The 19,491-nt window shown below is 37.4% G+C and carries 23 protein-coding genes; 10 read left to right on the plus strand and 13 right to left on the minus strand.

What is annotated here, in order from left to right:
* Window positions 1–3 precede the first annotated feature (3 nt).
* From ABS768_RS05245 to ABS768_RS05290, 10 genes are all read right to left on the minus strand, one after another.
* Entirely contained in the window at window positions 4–381 is a 378-nt protein-coding gene (locus ABS768_RS05245; RefSeq protein WP_408073922.1) for a four helix bundle protein, read from the minus strand.
* 33 nt (window positions 382–414) lie between these two features.
* Window positions 415–2,805 carry a 3-hydroxyacyl-CoA dehydrogenase/enoyl-CoA hydratase family protein gene (locus tag ABS768_RS05250; RefSeq protein ID WP_408073923.1) on the minus strand — a complete coding sequence of 797 codons (2,391 nt, stop codon included), beginning with the start codon at window positions 2,803–2,805 and terminating at the stop codon, window positions 415–417.
* A gap of 66 nt (window positions 2,806–2,871) precedes the next feature.
* The gene (locus ABS768_RS05255) at window positions 2,872–3,345 is read right to left on the minus strand and encodes a MarR family winged helix-turn-helix transcriptional regulator (protein WP_408073924.1); all 474 of its coding nucleotides are present in this window, start codon (window positions 3,343–3,345) and stop codon (window positions 2,872–2,874) included.
* 259 nt (window positions 3,346–3,604) lie between these two features.
* Window positions 3,605–4,219, minus strand: coding sequence for a hypothetical protein (locus tag ABS768_RS05260; RefSeq protein ID WP_408073925.1), 615 nt, complete (start codon window positions 4,217–4,219; stop codon window positions 3,605–3,607).
* Between the two features lie 9 nt (window positions 4,220–4,228).
* Complete coding sequence (locus ABS768_RS05265; RefSeq protein ID WP_408073926.1) at window positions 4,229–4,777, minus strand: RNA 2'-phosphotransferase; 549 nt, start codon at window positions 4,775–4,777, stop codon at window positions 4,229–4,231.
* The gene (locus ABS768_RS05270; RefSeq protein WP_408073927.1) at window positions 4,777–5,748 is read right to left on the minus strand and encodes a hypothetical protein; all 972 of its coding nucleotides are present in this window, start codon (window positions 5,746–5,748) and stop codon (window positions 4,777–4,779) included. The genes ABS768_RS05265 and ABS768_RS05270 overlap by 1 nt, the downstream gene beginning before the upstream one ends.
* A gap of 68 nt (window positions 5,749–5,816) precedes the next feature.
* Window positions 5,817–6,281, minus strand: a complete 465-nt coding sequence (locus ABS768_RS05275) for a hypothetical protein (protein ID WP_408073928.1) — start codon at window positions 6,279–6,281, stop codon at window positions 5,817–5,819.
* A 77-nt stretch (window positions 6,282–6,358) separates the two neighbouring features.
* The gene (locus ABS768_RS05280) at window positions 6,359–6,709 is read right to left on the minus strand and encodes a hypothetical protein (RefSeq protein ID WP_408073929.1); all 351 of its coding nucleotides are present in this window, start codon (window positions 6,707–6,709) and stop codon (window positions 6,359–6,361) included.
* Window positions 6,693–7,091 (minus strand): hypothetical protein, encoded by a 399-nt coding sequence (locus ABS768_RS05285; RefSeq protein ID WP_408073930.1) that lies wholly within the window; start codon window positions 7,089–7,091, stop codon window positions 6,693–6,695. The genes ABS768_RS05280 and ABS768_RS05285 overlap by 17 nt, the downstream gene beginning before the upstream one ends.
* 43 nt (window positions 7,092–7,134) lie before the next feature.
* On the minus strand, window positions 7,135–8,916 hold the full coding sequence (locus ABS768_RS05290) for an AMP-dependent synthetase/ligase (RefSeq protein ID WP_408073931.1): 1,782 nt from the start codon (window positions 8,914–8,916) through the stop codon (window positions 7,135–7,137).
* 326 nt (window positions 8,917–9,242) lie between these two features.
* On the opposite strand from ABS768_RS05290, the gene ABS768_RS05295 reads away from it, so the two are divergent.
* Window positions 9,243–10,136: a DUF4421 family protein gene (locus ABS768_RS05295; protein WP_408073932.1), complete on the plus strand. Its 894-nt coding sequence runs from the start codon at window positions 9,243–9,245 to the stop codon at window positions 10,134–10,136.
* Window positions 10,137–10,141: 5 nt separating this feature from the next.
* On the opposite strand, the gene ABS768_RS05300 is transcribed toward ABS768_RS05295, so the two are convergent.
* A complete protein-coding gene (locus tag ABS768_RS05300; RefSeq protein WP_408073933.1) occupies window positions 10,142–10,999 on the minus strand; it encodes a hypothetical protein in 858 nt (285 codons plus the stop codon).
* A 363-nt stretch (window positions 11,000–11,362) separates the two neighbouring features.
* On the opposite strand from ABS768_RS05300, the gene ABS768_RS05305 reads away from it, so the two are divergent.
* The 5 genes from ABS768_RS05305 (at window position 11,363) to ABS768_RS05325 (ending at window position 14,982) form a co-directional block, all read left to right on the plus strand.
* Window positions 11,363–12,892 carry an alpha-N-arabinofuranosidase gene (locus ABS768_RS05305; RefSeq protein ID WP_408073934.1) on the plus strand — a complete coding sequence of 510 codons (1,530 nt, stop codon included), beginning with the start codon at window positions 11,363–11,365 and terminating at the stop codon, window positions 12,890–12,892.
* A gap of 54 nt (window positions 12,893–12,946) precedes the next feature.
* Complete coding sequence (locus ABS768_RS05310; protein WP_408073935.1) at window positions 12,947–13,474, plus strand: RNA polymerase sigma factor; 528 nt, start codon at window positions 12,947–12,949, stop codon at window positions 13,472–13,474.
* The gene (locus tag ABS768_RS05315) at window positions 13,455–13,721 is read left to right on the plus strand and encodes a hypothetical protein (protein WP_408073936.1); all 267 of its coding nucleotides are present in this window, start codon (window positions 13,455–13,457) and stop codon (window positions 13,719–13,721) included. Before ABS768_RS05310 ends, ABS768_RS05315 begins: the two co-directional genes overlap by 20 nt.
* Window positions 13,722–13,813: 92 nt before the next feature.
* Window positions 13,814–14,494 carry an ATP-dependent Clp protease proteolytic subunit gene (locus ABS768_RS05320; protein ID WP_408073937.1) on the plus strand — a complete coding sequence of 227 codons (681 nt, stop codon included), beginning with the start codon at window positions 13,814–13,816 and terminating at the stop codon, window positions 14,492–14,494.
* A 263-nt stretch (window positions 14,495–14,757) separates the two neighbouring features.
* The gene (locus tag ABS768_RS05325) at window positions 14,758–14,982 is read left to right on the plus strand and encodes a hypothetical protein (RefSeq protein ID WP_408073938.1); all 225 of its coding nucleotides are present in this window, start codon (window positions 14,758–14,760) and stop codon (window positions 14,980–14,982) included.
* A gap of 97 nt (window positions 14,983–15,079) precedes the next feature.
* Here ABS768_RS05325 and ABS768_RS05330 read toward each other — a convergent pair whose 3' ends face one another.
* Window positions 15,080–16,138: an NAD(P)-dependent alcohol dehydrogenase gene (locus ABS768_RS05330; protein ID WP_408073939.1), complete on the minus strand. Its 1,059-nt coding sequence runs from the start codon at window positions 16,136–16,138 to the stop codon at window positions 15,080–15,082.
* Window positions 16,139–16,661: 523 nt separating this feature from the next.
* Between ABS768_RS05330 and ABS768_RS05335 the strand changes: the two genes are divergently transcribed.
* The 4 genes from ABS768_RS05335 to ABS768_RS05350 all read left to right on the plus strand — a co-directional run bounded on the left by ABS768_RS05335 (window position 16,662) and on the right by ABS768_RS05350 (window position 18,580).
* Complete coding sequence (locus tag ABS768_RS05335) at window positions 16,662–16,970, plus strand: hypothetical protein (RefSeq protein ID WP_408073940.1); 309 nt, start codon at window positions 16,662–16,664, stop codon at window positions 16,968–16,970.
* Window positions 16,971–17,056: 86 nt separating this feature from the next.
* Window positions 17,057–17,764 carry a hypothetical protein gene (locus ABS768_RS05340; RefSeq protein WP_408073941.1) on the plus strand — a complete coding sequence of 236 codons (708 nt, stop codon included), beginning with the start codon at window positions 17,057–17,059 and terminating at the stop codon, window positions 17,762–17,764.
* Between the two features lie 18 nt (window positions 17,765–17,782).
* Entirely contained in the window at window positions 17,783–17,983 is a 201-nt protein-coding gene (locus ABS768_RS05345; protein WP_408073942.1) for a hypothetical protein, read from the plus strand.
* A gap of 90 nt (window positions 17,984–18,073) precedes the next feature.
* Window positions 18,074–18,580, plus strand: coding sequence for a hypothetical protein (locus tag ABS768_RS05350; protein WP_408073943.1), 507 nt, complete (start codon window positions 18,074–18,076; stop codon window positions 18,578–18,580).
* Between the two features lie 502 nt (window positions 18,581–19,082).
* Here the strand turns inward: ABS768_RS05350 and ABS768_RS05355 are convergent.
* A complete protein-coding gene (locus tag ABS768_RS05355) occupies window positions 19,083–19,436 on the minus strand; it encodes a hypothetical protein (protein WP_408073944.1) in 354 nt (117 codons plus the stop codon).
* Between the last annotated feature and the right edge of the window lie 55 nt (window positions 19,437–19,491).

Genomic DNA, 19,491 nt, shown 5'->3' on the forward strand with positions numbered 1-19,491 from the left:
ATTTTAGATGTTAGTATTGAGAATTGAGACTTCACCAATACTTTTTTGAAATGAATAATTCATTTTTTGTATTTCAGTAATCAGATTCAGTATTGCATCAATTTTAGACTTTTCAATCAGTTCAAGTTCAGAAGCCAATATTAATTGAGTATGTAGTTCATAGCTTGAGCCATTAGCTATACCCAAGAAATACCTAAACTCTTTATTGGAGTTCCTTCCGGCACCTTCGGCTATATTTGATGCGATTGAGACTGCTGCTCTTTTAATCTGTGATGTTAAACCAAACCTTTCATCAGCGGGTAAATCAGCAACTACTGTATAAACCTGTTTTGCCAGTTCGATTGATTTTTGCCAGATTTTTAAATCTTGTACCTTATGCATCTTGTCTCAATTCTAATATCTAAATACTCAATACTAATTTCTTAACGGTTTCCCTTTGGTTAACATAAACTGAATACGTTCCAGCGTTTTTCTCTCTCCACAAAGTGATAGGAATGCTTCCCTTTCAAGGTCAAGAAGGTACTGCTCTGTAACCAGTGTAGGTTCACTAAGGTCACCACCAGCCATAACATAAGCCAGTTTGTTTGCAATTTTCTTATCGTGTTCAGAGATGTAATGTCCGGCTTCCATACTGTCTGTCCCTACAAGGAACATACCCAGTGCCTGTTTGCCCAGTACTTTTACATCTTTACGTTTAACCGGCTGAGTGTAACCCGCTTCGGCAAGCAGCTTGGCATGTTTTTTAGCTTCGGCAATCTGCCTGTCTTTATTAACCACAATAACGTCTTTACCATGCTGAAGTATACCAAGGTCAAACGCCTCATAGGCCGATGTTGATACCTTAGCCATACCAATGGTTAGGAAATACTCCTGAAGTACGTTAAGTTCTACGTCGTTTTTACGGAAGGTATCTGCAGCACGCAGCGCCATCTCTTTAGATCCGCCACCGCCTGGGATAACCCCAACGCCAAATTCCACAAGTCCGATATACGTTTCGGCAGCAGCCACAACCTTATCGGCATGCATGCTCATTTCACAGCCACCGCCCAGTGTCATACCATGTGGTGCAACCACTACCGGTATAGAGGAGTAGCGCACACGCATCATAGTATCCTGGAACATTTTGATAGCCATGTTAAGCTCATCATATTCCTGCTCTACAGCCATCATGAATATCATACCAATGTTAGCACCAACCGAGAAGTTTGCAGCCTGGTTACCAATAACCAGTCCGTCATACTCTTTTTCGGCAATATCTATGGCTTTGTTTATGCCCTGTAGCACACCACCGCCAATGGTATTCATTTTAGACTGGAACTCAAGGTTAAGGATGCCGTCGCCAAGGTCTTCTATAATGGCCTCGCTGTTGCTCCATACCTTTTTGCTCTCGCGAATGTTGTTAAGTATAATAAAGGCATCCTGACCCGGAACTTTTTTCTGGGATTTAGATGCGATGTCGTAATAGTAAGTAGCTCCTTCTTTTACAGTGTAGAAGCTTTTGTTGCCAGATGCCAGCATTTCGTTAACCCATGCAGCAGGTTCAAGCCCTTCGGCTTTCATCAGTTCAATACCTTTTTCAACACCTACGGCATCCCATATTTCAAACGGACCGTTTTCCCAGCCAAATCCGGCTTTCATAGCGTCGTCTATCTTATACAGGTCGTCGGTAATTTCAGGAATACGGTTAGAGACATAGGCAAACATACCCGAGAAGTTTTTACGGTAAAACTCTCCGGCCTTATCTGTACCTTTTACAAGTACCTTAAAGCGGTTAATAGGCTTGTCTATAGTTTTGGTAAGCTCCAGTGTGGCAAACGATGCTTTTTTCTGCGGACGGTATTCCAGCGTATCCAAATTAAGTGCAAGGATGTCTTTGTCTACCTTTTTGTAAAAGCCCTGTTTTGTTTTGCTACCCAGCCATTTGTTTTCCATCATGGTATCAATGAATCCCGGAACCTTAAACAGTTCGTGAACCTCATCGTTAGGGCAGTTTTCATAAATACCGTTTGCAACATGTACAAGGGTATCAAGACCCACTACATCTACCGTACGGAAGGTAGCCGATTTAGGGCGGCCTATTACAGGTCCGGTAAGTTTATCAACTTCCTCAACAGTAAGCCCCATTTCCTTAACCTGATGGAAAAGGCTCATAATACCGTAAATACCAATACGGTTACCTATAAAGGCAGGGGTGTCTTTTGCAACTACCGATGTTTTACCAAGGAATTGCTCACCATAGTTATTTAAAAAGTCCAGTACCTCCTGTGAAGTTTGAGGACCCGGTATGATTTCGAAAAGTTTTAAGTATCGTGGCGGATTAAAGAAGTGTGTTCCGCAAAAATGTTTCTGGAAGTCCTCACTGCGGCCTTCGCTCATAAAGTGGATAGGTATACCCGATGTGTTTGATGTGATAAGTGTACCCGGTTTGCGGTACTTTTCAATTTGTTCAAACACTTTTTGTTTAATATCAAGCCTTTCAACAACTACTTCAATTACCCAGTCGCAGTCGGCAATTTTAGGAAGATCATCATCTATATTACCGGTAGATATTCTTGAAGCAAATTTCTGGTGGTAAATAGGGGAGGGTTTAGACTTAAGGGAGTTGGCAAGGTGTTCGTTTACAATTCTGTTCCTAACGACCTTATCCTCCAGTGTAAGCCCCTTTTTCTTTTCGGCTTCCGTAAGCTCTTTTGGGGCTATATCCAGCAAAAGAACCTCAACACCTATATTGGCAAAATGGCAGGCAATTGCCGATCCCATAATACCGGAGCCTATTACGGCCGCCTTTTTAATAGTGCGTTTCATTTTTTATAGTTGTATTTTTAGTTGTTTGTTAAATGAAACAGCCCGCCAAGGCGGTTTCACCTTTTATTATTTTGTTTTGTTTTCAATCTCTGCTTCGGGCTGTTCGGTTGCATAAATCTGCTTTTCGGCAATCAGCTCGTTTATAACTTCAGCCACTTCCACAAAATGATCCATTTTTTGCTGGGATATACGTTGTTTTACGGCCTCATTGAATTTTAATACCACCTCTTTGGAAAGATCTCTTTTTTCCCTGCCCAGTTTGGTAAGGTGTATAATTACACCACGACCGTCTACAGGGTTTTTTTTGCGGACAATAAGTCCTTTTTCTTCCATTGATTTTAATGTACGTGTGAGGCTTGTGGCCTCCATTCCCATTTGCGGACCCAGTGCTGTAGACGAGATGCCTTTCTCCTTGTCAATAGAAAGCAATGCAAATCCAATTGACATTGTTGCTCCATATTTTCCGGCTTCTTCGTTGTACATTCTTGCTACTGCCTGCCAGGTTGCCCTGAGAATGTAATCTATAGTTTTATCTTTCATATATAATGGTTTCTCAAAGATAATAAAATTTAATATGCGTGCATATTAAATTTAAAATAATTTTATTTAAAATTAAAAAACTCTCCATATAAGGAGAGTTAAATATACGCATTACTGCGGTATTGTTAAATATTATGCGTGAATATTATCAGTTAAGTAAATGTTATTTTTGCAAAAAAAATATTTAATTAATAGGAGTATCTATGTATTCTTTTTTGTTTGTGGTGAAGTCAAATTTAGTTTCAAACATGAATATTTGTTAAAACTGCTTAATGTGTTTATCCAGATTATTGTTTGAAGCAGGAGCTAAACCTTTCTTTACATTAGGGAAAGTTACCTTTTCGCGTATAACCTTCCATGAACTTGTTAAAGATGCTTCAGGAAAATATTTATAAGTATTAGGATATATGTTAACCTGATTGAAAATCAAGCAGGATAAAACAATCCTTTCACCTGTTTTAAGTATTATAAGAGTATAAAACAATTGATTCCATACAGAGGTTCGACTTCCTAAACCATGCGGTAAAAATAGTACTACTTTTTTTATATCCCTATCTCTAAAAATCAGTTCACCGCTTTTATCCGAATAATAGTACTCACCTGTACTTAACCTGATATTAAATGTACTATTTTCGTTAAATTTCTTATGATTATAGTATATAAGTAGGGTAGGTAATAGGAATACGATTAAAAAAAGCATCATACAAATTCCTAATGTCATAAGGAAAACCTGAAGAGTAAGGAAAATATCTTCAAAAAAGATTAATAAAAGCGCTGCTAAGCTGGAAAAAAAATAGATTGAAAATAATTTTCTTAGCGGAGTAGTAATATACTCTTTTTTATTTGAGAAAAAATTGAATTTTCTTTCACTCATAACCGATGTTTAAAGGTCTTTTAAATACTTAACAGGTACATTATCAGTTAGCCATACTTTATTGTCAGAAAGATAAAAAGCAAAACCATCGTTATACATTTGCAGCGCCATGACTTCCAGCACAACGGGCTTACCATGCCGACTGCCTACATTTATTGCAGTTTCTGTATTAGAACTTAAGTGTACATGCAGTCTGTTTGCTTTATGTAGTCCGTTTGCGAGTATAGAATCGAGGTTTTTTATTGCCGTGCCGTGGAATAGTACTTCGGGAGGCTGTTGCGGTTCATATCCGCTGTTTATTGTAACCGAATGTCCCTGACTTGCTCTTATAAGAGTACAGTCGTCATTAAAGGCAAAGCGCTTTTTATTGTTGGTGTCTACAATGTGCTTTAGCTCCTTAAAGGAGAAATTAACTCCTGCCTTACCCGATAGTGTAATTAAGCTTTCAACATTAGCCCATCCGTTTTCGTTAAGGTCAATGCCTATGTGTTCGGGTTTGTGGCGAAGTACTAAGCTCAGAAACTTACTGATATGGGTATTTTCTTTTTCGGAAAGCATTACTTCGTCTCAGTAAAAGTTTTACTTTCAGAGAGTAAGCCCTGCGCATTTTTGTTATAAGCCCTGTAGTAAACAAACTTTTGGTTATAGTCTATTTTGTATTTTTTCTGAATCTCTTTTTTAACAACCTCAAACTCATTGTTTAATGATGTTTCGTCGTTTGGTGGTATTTGGCTCTCATAGCTTATAAGCGGGAAAATACCTTCGGCGTTTTGTACAACGTTAAGATCAAGAACAACAGGCTTACTTTGAATTTGAAAAAGTGTATCGGGTAACGGGTAAGTCCTGTTAATCTCATTAGCTAATTTTTCGCCAAAATCATCAATATCTTTTGCAAAGTTATACTTAATAAGGTTTTTAGCAGGTTCAAGGGATCCTTTCGCCATTTTGGCATGATGCAGGGCATCTATATCATAACCATTATCATGAAAGCTTTTTGCATCATTAAAAAGATCATTGGCATCTTTATCATATGAGCCAAGTGTTCCCATAGTTATGTGAGTTATTTTCCATTTGTTATCTATTTTGGCATAAATAACGGTTACAAGATAATCGGTAACTTCTCTATAGGTGCTTTTTAAAAGCGAAACATAGGTTTCGTAGTTTTGGTTTACAAACTGTAACTTGTAGTTATGCTGTGCTGACAGTATAGTCGCTTCATGGTTTACTTTGGTGTGTTTACTGTAAAACTCCTCATACACTTCATGATCTGTTTCCAGCATTCCTTTTCTAAAAGGCCAAATTACGTCGTTTAGGTTTGCCGTTAGGTTGTCGTTAAACTTATCTGATCCCAGTTGGGCGAACACTTTTGTACTACTGTTTGAAAGGGCTTCAAAAAGGCTGTCGTTTTTGGCTTTTATAACTTCCCTAAGTTTTGGGTCTATATCGTTGTTTGAGATTGTTTCAGGTTTATTGTCACAACTTTGTAACGCGGCTGCCAATAGTAATAATGCGAATAATACTTTTTTCATTTTTAATTGGTGTGGATTGATTTTCCCTTTAGGGTAGCGAAAATAATAAATATTTTATAAATAAAGTTTTACTCTTTATCAGGTGTTGCTTCAGTAAAAAGAGTAATGAGGTTTTTTTTGAGTAGTAATGAATTATTGTAATAACTCCATACAGATATGATAAATACAATTATCGATGAGCCTATAGCAAGATAAAGATCGGTTAATGTGTCGTTCCTGAAATTAAGGTAAACAAACCAACCTGTAATGAGTATGGGTAATAATATAAATGATATAGACAGTTTGACTTTAATTTTAATAACCGTATGATTGCCTATTGGTGTTACCGTGCCCTCTACAACAGACTTATTTGTAGCACCCGATGTTTCCATTATGTTAAAACTGTTTTTACTAACTACACCGGTAAAATACTTTTGTTTTTTATGCGGAAAGATTTTCCATAAATTTTCACTTTGCGTAAGGCGGTTAAGCCTGCCCATAATTTCGTCAAAGCTTAATTGTGATTCTATAGTGTAGCATTTGTAAGGTATCATGTTGATGTATAAAAACACTAATTTACCAAATTAATCGAAACGGTTTAAATAATCTTGAATGGAGAAGTAAGAGTTTGCTATTGTTTTAGTTCAATTTTTCCGGTATGAGTATCTATATAAAGTTTGGTTTTGTTTACCTTATACCATTGTTGCCAGTTTAAATAATCCTGTTTTGTAGGGTTGAATTTACCTATATCACTACCATCTGATTCCGACATTATACCTGTAACTTTTTCAAAAAAGCTTATGGTTCCTATTATTCTCAGGCTGGTGTCGGGCTGTCCGTTTAGAAAACTGTTAAGTGATGCTAGTTTTGCTTCAAACTCCTTTTGGGCTTCATTCCTGCTTTTTACTGAACTCCCGCAACTTACCAGTGTAAATAGTATTAGGAGTAGTGTAACTAGTTTGAAATTAATTTTTGCTAGCATTTTTTGTTATAATAGTAATGCGGGCAACCTCGACTGTTTTATTGATATTCACGGCGGCTATAGCATTATTTTCAAGATAGTAGGTTTCAGGCTTTTCAATAAGATTGTCGTTTACAACAATAACGGCAGTTGCTCCGTCTTTTTCAATCTCTTTTAAAATATCTGCAAGGCATACCAGTTCGCTTTGTTCTTTGCGGGTAATATGTACTTCTTTGTTGGTTTTATCTGTACGAACGTTAGCCACATTAGCCGGCTCTATAAAATAATGGGTAATATCTACCTGTTTATTATCAAGGTAGGTTTTGTAACCGTTAACCGTAGGCACCTCCTGTGCCATTGTAGCAAAGGGTAGGAGTAGTAATATATAGAGTAGTTTTTTCATAGTCTTTTTATACAAAAAAACTCCCCGGTTTGGGGAGTGTGTTTTACCTGTCACCTTCGGTGCGGTATATCTTGTCATACAGTTTCTGGTATTTTTCTTTAATGGCTTTACGCTTCAGTTTAAGGGTAGGGGTCATTTCCCCACCGTCTACCGACCATAATTCCGGAGTAATTTCAAATCGTTTTACCTGTTCCCAGTGTCCGAATTTCTTATTGATGTCACTTACTTCTTCCTGTATCCTGTCGTGTATTTCCTTACTGTTGGCAATATCCTCGTTAGAGCTAACTTTAATACCCTTGCGTGAAGCCCATTCTTTTACAAATTCAAAGTCGGGCTGTATAAACGCTGCAGGCATTTTTTCACCTTCGCCTATAACCATAATCTGCTCAATAAAGCGCGACTGTTTCATGGCATTTTCTATAAGCTGAGGGGCAACATATTTACCTCCCGATGTTTTGAACATCTCTTTCTTCCTGTCGGTAATTTTAAGGAAACCGTCCTTGTCAATCTCTCCAATATCCCCGGTGTGGAAATATCCGTCGGTCATAACCTCATTGGTTTTTTCCTCATCTTTGTAATATCCCATCATTACGTTAGGACCTTTACAAAGAATTTCACCGTCTTCGGCAATCTTAACTTCGAGTCCGTTTAATGGTTTACCTACAGTACCGATTCTGAAACCACCATTACGCTGGTCGTTCACAGCAATAACAGGAGAAGTTTCCGTAAGTCCGTAACCCTCCATTACAGGGATTTCGGCTGCAGCAAACACACGTGCCAGTCTTGGTTGTATGGCAGCACTACCGCTTACCATAAGTCCAAGTCTTCCGCCAAGACCTGCTTTCCATTTACTGAAAATCAGTTTACGGGCAATAGCCAGTTTAAAGTCATACCATGCACCGTTTGCACCATAGGGTTCGTACTCAAGGCCAACCTCAACTGCCCAAAAGAACAGTTTGCGTTTAATACCTGTAAGCTCACTGCCTTTGGCAATAATTTTATCATATACTTTTTCAAGTAGTCTTGGTACAGCCGTAATAACATCGGGTGTAGCCTCTTTAATATTATCGCTTACCTTTTCAATAGATTCGGCAAAGTAAGTACTCACGCCATAGTATTGGTAAAGGTAAAGTATCATTCGTTCATAAATATGGCAAATAGGGAGGAAGCTAAGCCCCCTGTATTTACCTGCCTCAAACGGAACCCTTTCGGCACTCATCAAAACATCAGATACAATGTTTTTATGCGAAAGCATTACACCTTTAGGTCTTCCTGTAGTCCCCGATGTGTAAATTATAGTGGCAAGGTCGTTTTCGGTAATGGTGTTTTTAATATCCTCAACCTCCTGTTGGTTACTGTCGTCCTTACCAAGTTCCAGTATTTCGTTCCAGCTTTTGCATCCCGGTATGTCGTTAAAGGAATAAATCTCTTTTAGTTGGGTTTTGTCTTTAATGGACATTACCTTATCATACAGTTCCTGATCTGAAACAATACAGTGTGTAGCTCCCGAGTGATTTAATATATACTCCTGGTCTTCTTCACTAATGGTAGGGTAAATAGGTACGTTTTGAGCACCGGTTTGCAGTATGCCTATATCGGCAATATGCCATTCGGTCCTGTTGTTAGAGGAGATAACAGCTATCTTGTCGTCTTTTTTTATTCCCATCCTTAGCAGCCCTCGGGAAAAAGCATTGGCTTTATCTACATATTCCTGTGTTGATGTTTTTACCCACTGGTCGCCGTATTTTGTTACAAGCGCATCGGGTAAATTATACTTTTCCAACTGGTGATAAGGAAAATCGAATAAACGGGTGATAGTGTTCATGTGTATTGTTAAAAATTGCTTAATGCAAATTATGAAAATATATGATAAAAAGCAATTTTTTTGAGATTATGCTAAGTTTAATAAGTAACCTTTTGATAACTATGTAAGTAGGTGGCTTTATTGCTGCTTTTTTTTAATTTTAAACACACTAAAAGCCACATTTGGTTTTGCATTATCTGTTTTTAATATGCGTGCATATTAAAATTTCTGCATTTTTTTAACCCTAAAATTTTATACTCTTAAACGCAAGTTAATCTCATTTTGGAAATACTAAGCCTATATTTGTTCCGTTTATCAGAAAGACTTTACATAAATCACTATCAGTCATGTTGCGATACTTCGCTATTATCCCTTTGTTTTTGTTTACTAATCTGGTTTTTGGTCAGTCAAAAGCCGATACTACTTACGTTGCAGAATATCCACATAATGTAATGCTTACAGGTTTTTTAACACAAAACAGTATTCAGCTGAGTACGGAGGAGAAGGAATACATGCCTAATAATCCTTTAAAGGTAGGGGCGGGTATAGCGATAAAGAATACCGTAATTAACCTAAGCTACAATTTTGGACTTGCACCGCTTGCCGATAAAAGGCAGGGAGATACCAAAGCTGTAGATATACAGCTACACCAATATAGCAGATACTTTGTACTGGATTTGTTTTACCAAAAATACAAAGGATTTTATAGCGATAATGACGGTGATATTGAACTGTTCCCTGATATGTCGGTTAGAAATATCGGAGCCGAATTTGCCTATGTTTTTAAAGGGGATAAGTTCTCTACTAAGGCAGCTTTTCAGCAAAGCGAAATACAGCTGAAGTCGGCAGGGAGTTTTATACTTGGCGGTGGTGCTTACCTTTTCAGGATTAATCCGGGGGGCGAACTTTGGGAAAACGACCCTGCTCATTTGGATAATCTTCAGTTTGGTGCAAATGCGGGCTATGCCTATACCTGGGTTATTAACGAAAAATGGTTGCTTACGGGTATATTAACAGTGGGGGCCAATGTGGGTAACGACCCCGATGAACTTAAGAACTGGAAACTGGAGGCCTACCCAACAGCTTTAGGAAGGTGGTCTGGTGTGTATCATAAAAACGACTGGGCTCTTGCTGCTACGATTCTTGTTAATAACAAAACACTGTATCCGGACGGGGAAAGCGACCTAAACCTCACCGGAATCAATTTCCAAATGTCGTTTGTAAAGCATATTGATTTTTAAAATTACTACCAATCCGTAGCGAGTAAATTTTTTGCAGCTTTTACACTACACTTTTGGTACTTGCTGTAAGCTGCTGCTGCGCGCTGTTGTATTTGTGTGTTGTCTTCGCCCTTTATATAACCTGTAATGGCATCATGCAGGGTATAGGTTTCCGGGCACATAAGTCCTGTTGTCCATACTAAGGGATTTACATTGGCTTTTTTTAAATGTTTACCAAAATAACTTTTACTGTAACAGGCCAGTATAATCACATCACGTTTTTTGCCATCGGTATTGATATAATCGTCATACAGGTTAAAATCCATTAGTCCGTCATGACCTGTGTAGGTAATAAGTTTTGAGTTTCCTGCAATGCCCAGTGTTGTTCCGTTTACATTGAGAGTATCTTTAAGTTTGCCTGCGCTACTGTTTAAAAAATCTTTGGTACACTGTTTTATGTATTTACCATTATAGGCATCGGCTATCAGGTAGTAGTTTTTAGAGGTGTGTTTAAATACCAGGCGCTCCATGATTAGAGTGTCTTTTTTCTCTTTCTTAAGGAGTTTCCATTCGGTACTCTTTTTAAAAAACGTCCTTACACCATATCCACATCCCCAGTACAGGTTATTATCGGGATCCTGACCGTTACCTATAGCTTTTGGTACAGGTACTATACCCTGATATTTATTGTCACACAATGCCACATAAACATGAATGGTTTTGGCTGTTGTATCAAAAACCATATTGTTTACAGGTAGTGTTGTTTTGGTAGTGTCGGCTATGGCTATTTCATAGTTCACTTGTGGTTGTTCTTTCTGTTTACCACAACTCATAAAGGCGAGCCAAATAATTAAGAGTAATGATGTGAATCGGTTTATTATCATGGTATTGCAAAGTTGGTGTATAGTTATAACTGTAACTGAATATAAAATAGTATGAACTGCTTTTTAAAAGATTTAGTTTCATTTTATATTGTCAATGCATTTGTGCTCTCTATCACATTACCATCTATCTATTATTATCTATTGCCTTTCGAAGGAGCCTAAGTGCTAAAATGTACTAAGAAATATCAGGCTGTGGTTTTAACTTATTTAATAAAACAAGCTGTGATAATGGGGTGATATATATGTTTTAGAAGGCATTAAACAATATAGAAATATGTAAAATTTAAAGAATAAAAATTACAAATAGACAGATATTGTCAAAATGACTATATTGCAAATAGATTTATAACAAATTTGTAATTTATGAAAAAACGTTACTTTTTTTATCTGCTTTTATTTTACGGAATAACAGGATGGGCACAAAACACCATACGTTTTGCCTCACAAAATGATACTGTTATAATAAGCCGTCACATTTATGGACATTTTGCCGAACATTTAGGGCGATGTATATATGACGGTATATATGTTGGGGAATCAAACACTAAAATTCCCAATACAAATGGCGTGCGTAATGATATTATAGCAGCCTTAAAAAAACTTAATATTCCTAATTTGCGTTGGCCCGGAGGGTGTTTTGCAGATACATATCATTGGAAAGATGGCGTGGGTCCAAAAACAGAACGTCCTGAAATAGTAAATATGTGGTGGGGTGGTGTTACCGAAGATAACAGCTTTGGCACACACGATTTTTTAAATTTATGTGAAGTGCTGGGGGCTGAGCCTTATTTAGCAGGGAATGTGGGAAGCGGCGAGGTTCAGGAATTAGCCGATTGGGTGCAGTATGTAAATTTTAAAGGTACAAGCCCAATGAGTAATATGCGTCGGGATAACGGTCGTGATAAACCATGGAATGTTCAGTTTTGGGGAGTAGGCAACGAGGCTTGGGGCTGTGGAGGCAATATGACGGCTGATTACTATGCCGATGTGTACAGGAAGTACGCCACTTTTATGTCAAACTGGAATGGTAAGGAACTTTACAGGATTGCTTCGGGAGCCAGTGGAGACGACTATAACTGGACAGAAACATTAATGAAAAAAATCCCGAAAAATTTAGTTAAAGGGCTTGCATTACATTATTATACTGTAGTAGACTGGAGTAACAAAGGGAAGGCAACGAATTTTACCGATGAGGAATATTTTAATACCATGAAGGCATCATGGTTTATGAATGAGCAAATTGAAAAGCACTCTGAAATAATGGATAAATATGATCCAAAAAAAGAAATAGCACTTGTAGTAGATGAATGGGGGGCATGGTATGATACTGATCCGGCTGACAATAAAGGAGTACTTTACCAGCAAAACACAATGCGTGATGCTATTATCGCCGGGATGAATCTTAATATTTTTAATAACCATGCCGAACGGGTAAAAATGGCAAATCTTGCACAGGCTGTAAATGTGCTTCAGGCTGTTATTTTAACTGATGGCGAAAAGATGCTGCTAACACCTACTTATCATGTAATGGAAATGTATAAGGTTCATCAGGATGCAACGCTTGTACCTCTGGAAGTAAATTCTGCTAATTTTACTTATAAAGGAGACAGTATACCTGCGGTTACTGCATCAGCATCGGTAAAAAACGGTAAAACTCATATATCTTTAGTAAATGTAGATAATAAGGTTTCGCAAACCATTGTTATATCAACCAACAAAAAATATAAAAAAGTATCTGGAAGGATACTTACCTCAAAAGATATGAATGACCATAATACTTTTGCAAATCCCGAAATTATTAAACCGGAAACATTTAATACTATGAAGCTTAAAGCAGAGGAATTAACTGTAAAACTTCCTCCTTTTTCGGTAGTTGTTTTAGAAATAGAGTAATTTTATGGTGATATCTGCCTTACTTTTGGCACATATATATAAACACCATGTAGTATGGCTATAAATAATCCAACAATACCCCGTGCAGAATTACTGGAAGCTTTATATATAAAAGCATTCCCTGCCGTGGCACGTTATGTATCAAAAAGGGGAGGAACTCTTGATGAGGCTAAAGATGTTTTCCATGATGCCCTTGTTATTTATATGGAGCACATTCAAAACGGGAGGGAAGTGCCTAATAATGAACAGGCTTATATAATGGGGATCTCAAAACATTTGTGGAGTAAACGTTTTGATGAGGTGACCAAAATGTACAGCGGAGATATTCCTTTTACCGATACGGATGCTGATTATACCGAGGCTGCCACACCAAAACTGATGCGCCTGCTTAGTACAACCGGTAAAAAGTGTATGGATTTGCTATCGGCTTTTTATTATGAGAAACTGGATGCTGAAAGACTGGCGCAAAGGTTCGGTTTTTCGGGAAGTAGATCGGCTACAGTACAAAAACACAAATGCCTTGAAAAGGTAAAGGAAACCGTAAAACAAAAATCGCTGCAGTATGAAGACTTCATGGAATAATACGGTTGAGACCGACAGCTACCTCAACGGTGAATGCAGTGGTGAAGAGAAAGTGCTGTTTGAAGCACGCCTGCTACTCGAACTCGATTTAAAAGAAAACCTGCACTGGCAAAAAACTACCCGTGCCATAGTACAGCAGTATGGCAGGCAACAGCTTAAATCCGAAGTAGAACAGGTAGCCCACCATGTGTTTACTGCCCGTAAATATGTTTCCTTTAAGGAAAAGGTGTTTAGTTTTTTTAGGTAATCAAATTTAAAATACAATCACAATCAGTAACACCCTGTGCTATAGCGGTGGCAGGATAGTTATGCTTTAATCAAATCAAAAAACGAACAGTTATGAACGCAAAAGAATTTCGCAATTACGCGGTAAAACACCATAGGATAAACAGCCTGCATGTAGATAAATACATGAGTAATACACAACGCTATGCCGATCCAACGGCGCTAACGCCCTACATTATGGAAGAACGCCAGCTTAATATTACCCAGCTTGATGTTTTTTCAAGGCTAATGATGGACAGGATTATTTTTTTAGGGGAACAGGTGGAAGAGCGTAATGCAAACATTATACAGGCACAGCTACTCTTTTTACAGTCGCTCGATGCAAAAAAAGACATACAGTTATATATCAACTCCCCGGGCGGATCGGTATATGCGGGCTTTGGTATTTATGACACTATGCAGTACATAACGCCCGATGTAGCTACTATATGTACCGGAGTTGCACTCTCAATGGGGTCGGTACTGTTATGCGCGGGAGCTGAAGGTAAACGATCGGCATTACAACATGCAAGGGTCATGATACACCAAACATCGGGTGGGGCACAGGGTACGGCTGCCGATATGGATATAAGTGTACGTCAGGTATTAAAAGTGCAGCAAGACCTGTACAGTATAATTGCCCGCCATAGCGGTAAAGACTTTGATACCATTAATAAAAGTGCCGAACGCGATTACTGGATGACATCCGAAGAAGCCAAAGCCTTCGGGATGATTGATGAAGTATTGACCAGATAGAGGTTTTAAGTTTTTAATTCCCCTTCTCTGGACGTAGCTTTTAAAGATTAAAGTTGTCATTACGAGAGCAATGAAATGGAGTGTGGTAATCTATATAATTATTGAGATTGCTTCGTTGTATCTTAATCGCAATAGCAGTATGGTTTTCTTAAAATTAGTGTAATATTTTAAGGTTATGTACTAAAAAAAAGCTAATTACAAGTCAGGATTCATTCATGCAAAATATTCTTGTTAAATTAGAGAAACATTAAAACCAAAAGATTATGAATGTATCAAAAGTAATAGGTATTATACTGATTGTGATAAGCTTGGGAGTGGGGTATATTGGTGTAAATAAAGTAGCCGACAGTACTAAAGCAATCAACTTTTTAGGAATTGAAATTGATGCCTCAAACGAATCGGGGCAAATGCAGGGCTTTATATATTTAGGGGGAGCAATACTTTTGCTTGCCGGCGGATTATATACCGTGAGAAAATCCAACAATTAATATAGATACGACCTTCGGAACCACAATCAGAAGCTCTTGAGGATAAAAAAATCCCCGCCTGTGCGGGGATTTTTGTTGTGTTTATATGGTAATACAATTAGGCTTTTAGTGAAGCCATATCAATTACAAAACGGTAACGTACATCGCTTTTTATCATACGCTCATACGCTTCGTTTATTTCCTGCATTTTGATCACCTCAATTTCCGATGTGATGTTGTGTTTACCACAAAAATCAAGCATCTCCTGAGTTTCGGCAATACCACCAATAACCGATCCGGCTACTGCTTTCCTGCCTAAAATCATAGGTACGGTATTAAGTAACGGCTCCAGTCCGCCAAGGTAACCTACAACTACAAGAGTGCCGTTAATGGCAAGTGTACCTACATATGGGTTAAGGTCGTGTACATAAGGCACAGTATCGATAATAACATCAAACTTACCAGCTACGCTTTTCATTTGCTCATCATCTGTAGAGATAACCACCTCATGTGCACCAAGGTCAAGCGCATCCTGAGTTTTTCCCGGAGTTCTTGAGAACAGGGTTACATTAGCTCCAAGGGCATTGGCAAGCTTAATGGCCATGTGGCCTAATCCGCCAAGTCCTACAACTGCTACTTTACTGTTTGGTCCCACGTTCCAGTGGCGTAATGGTGACCATGTTGTGATACCTGCACATAGTAACGGGGCTGTTCCTGCAAGGTCAAGGTTTTCAGGCACTCTAAGTACAAAGTGCTCATCTACCACTACCTTTTCAGAATATCCGCCAAAGGTATGTCCGCCCAAATGTTTGTCTTTACCATTGTAAGTACCTGTAAATCCGGGTACACAGTATTGCTCTAAGTCCTGTTTACAGCTGGGGCACTCACCGCAGGAGTCTACCATACACCCTACAGCTGCAAGGTCGCCTACTTTAAACTTGCTTACTTCACTACCTACACGGGTTACCCGGCCTACAATTTCGTGTCCCGGTACGGCAGGATACATAGACCCGCCCCAGTCGTTACGGGCAGTATGCAGGTCAGAGTGGCACACACCGCAGTATAAAATGTCAATTTCCACATCTTTAGTAGTTGGTTCCCTGCGGTCAATATTAAGTTGTTTTAAGTCGGCATCGGCGGCTTGTGCGCCATAAGCCTTTACGTTTGTTACACTCATAATAGATTTGTTTTTTGGTAATCTTTAAAGTTAGTTATTTTTGAAGGTAAAACCTGTTGAACAGGTTTTAATATTTTGCTAATATTTAAGATAAGTATCAGTGAATCAAAAGCCAATAAGCTTTCCTTTTAATTTACTGATGCCTGCCTTAAAGCCATGTAAATTTAGATAAGGGTAAACGGGTAAACTTGCAAGATTCAAACAATAAATTACGTTTTTCAAACATTGTTTTTTGGTTCATTACAGTAATTTGTAAAGCAAACCTTGTATTTACCCAACTGAAAAATAATGATAAAAAGACGAGACATACCGGATTTGAACCTATACAAACTATAGTAGCCAAGAGTCAATACCATGAGATGATTTTGATTTATATTGTTAAAAAGCACTGCATTTCTTTAAAATATACTAAAATAAGGATAATGAGGATTTTAGGTATAGCTTAATAACTTTAAAAGGTGTAATTTTATAGTACCGTATTAAACTCAAAAGAATAATAAGTTTACCTCAATCCCTCAACTGTATGGAACAAAAACTGTGTGAACAGCTATTGTTAGCTAATGGCATTCTTACGAAAGCCGATCTCAAAAAAAATGAGATAAGTGTTAATCCAACCGATATAGAGATTAGCCAAATTGTAAGTGTATATAAAATAAGAGAAACTATAGAAAAAAATAAAAAGGAGCTAACAGCTCTTAAAGAGCTTCTTAAAAACCTCAAAAAGGAAAACGCATATAAAAAACTAAGAATAATAAAAATAGCAGGATCCCTTAACCAAATGGTGTTTATTGATGCAGGTATTAAAAAGGTATATGGTACGTTGAATATGTAATTTTTGTTATATATTTTATGTTTTATTTAACATAAACATGTTTTTTTATATCTAAAATTGTTAAATTAATTTTAGAAACTATCCTTATGAAAAAACTAGCCTTACCCTTTATTTTTTGTGTTTCGACATTCTTTTATTTTTCCTGTTCGTCAGATATTGATAATGCAACAGATAATCAGCAGCCTGAATCTATCTCATTTCAGCTGAAAAGCATGTCTTCAGACAGTATAGCTGTTGCAAAGAGACTTTATGCTGATATGATGCAATCGCAACCCTATATAGATATGAAAACTTCTGTTAGGGCGTTTAACACTAAAATTGGATATAATAAGGGCGTAAGTTTTTTAACTAAGGCCGAGTGGATGCAATGGATAAGCAGTAATATTTCGAAAACTAATTATGCAAGTGTAAATCAGTTTGAATATATGTATAATGATTTTGTGAGTAAAAGTACTGTTGTAAGGCAAAGTAACCAGCGCCTGTTTAATTTATTGCGTACTGCTGCTAATAATGACTTGATTTATTCATATATAATAAATCCTGAACTTGAAATTGTTACTCCGGAGCCGGATATTCAAAGTGCATGTGAAGAGGCCTGTATGGATGCCTGTACTTATAATATAGATGTGGAGATAGAAGGTTACAGGCAGGATTTAATACTTGCCGATGTTTTAGGAAGTCAGGAATATAGAGATATGGCTGTTAGAGATCATGATTTTATGATGAATATAATTATCCCGGCAGACCTTAATTTATGTATGATGGAATGTGAACAAAACGGCGGTAGTAATTAGGCTTAAAGCATTTCCTTAATGAGTATTTTTATAGCTATGAAAAAACAAATGGCTATTACTACCCTTGTATTAGTACTTTTAAAATTTACGTATAACATTTACAGTATTGTTTATAATGTACAGCAACCATTACTGGAGCGCTACTTTAACTATGCAATACTATTTATTATATTTTACTATGGTTTTACAGGAGCTAAAAAGCACAAAATAAAAGCCTAAGTACAAAAACTAAATATTGTTTTATAAATTGTTGTGATAATTTTGGAATGGTTATTTTTACCCTCCTAAATTTTTAAAAATAATCACACCATGAAACCATGTCTAAGTTGTGGCAACATGCTTGCCGAAGATGCCACTTTTTGTTATGTATGTAATACTGAACAAAAAGAAGGTTTTGAGCAATTTGAAATAAAGCCAAAACAAAGCGATGTGTTTCTAAAAGTATTGTGCATACTAACTATATTGAGTATGGGTTTTAATCTCATAACTTCATTAATGAACTTGATAACCTCTCCGCGTTTGTCACATAATATTGATTTAGGATATCCGCTTATGCCTGTATTTATTGCTTCTGCAATTATATCGGTAAGTAAATTAACAGGGGCTATATTTATGTTACAAAAAAAATTAAAAGGACTTTATATTTACACCGTAGCTGCCGGGTTGAGTATCATAATAACGATATATACTACTATATCAATATTCCAAAACTTTGATATCATATTTACGCTTATCTCTGTAGGGACCGGCTTGTTCTTCGGACTCTTATTTGTGGTGCTGTACTGGCTGCCTGTAAACAGAAAGCTTTTGTCATAAGCCATATTAAAAATACCATAAAGGCTCCCTGGAAGTTGGGGAGCCTTTTTTATTTTTCCGCAATGGTATATCATGCTGACTACAGGAGACATCTTTCAGCTTCATATCGAAATGCCACAACGTGCTGTCATTTAGATACGTAATGTAATGAAGTGAGAAATCTCAAATTGTGTTTTATCCTTTTGTCTTGAAACAAAAGAACGAAAAATTCAAGGCTCTAACCCCTTAGGCTACAAATTTCGGCACTCGGCTAAACCATCCGAACTCGGCTGTCGCCTTAAACACCGGATACTTATTAACGCCTCGTTTGTAATTTGCTTACGCCACGGCGTTTTATGCCGGAGCTTGACTGTACTGTCGTTTCCATGTCGACCTTGTGGAGACATCTCTTTCATTAGAGGGGGATTTATTCCATCAGTCGGCTTTTCAGCCTCGTGTCTCATTGCGCTTCGCTTCATATCGAAATGACATAACGTGTTGTCATTCCGATACGTAATGTAATTTACTTCTCCATAAGGTTTAATACCTCTTCAACAATCTCTTTTATATCTATTAACGGATAGGTCTCCAGTAGGTCGTAATAATCTTCCATAAACACATCAAAAGTCATATCCTGTTTTATAATGCCTGTATAAATTTGGAAGCCTAATTCCTGAAGCCATTCCCATTCTTCTATTAAATTAAACTTATTGTCCAAAGCATTGTTTAGCGTACTTAAAAAATCTTCCAGCTCAGGTTTGTACTTAGCAAGTAACTCAATAAAAATTGCAAGATCTCGATTGTTGTTAGAATCAACTTCAATTAGTCCTTTTTTATTTTTGAACAAATAGATGTTATGTTTTTTTAATAATGGCATTTTCCTAATTTAGTTTTTTATTGCAACACGAGCGGGACGCTCGCGCCAGCAGGGG

It is taken from the genome of Flavobacterium rhizophilum (genome assembly GCF_046000485.1).
GTDB classification, from domain to species: Bacteria; Bacteroidota; Bacteroidia; order Flavobacteriales; family Flavobacteriaceae; genus Flavobacterium; species Flavobacterium rhizophilum.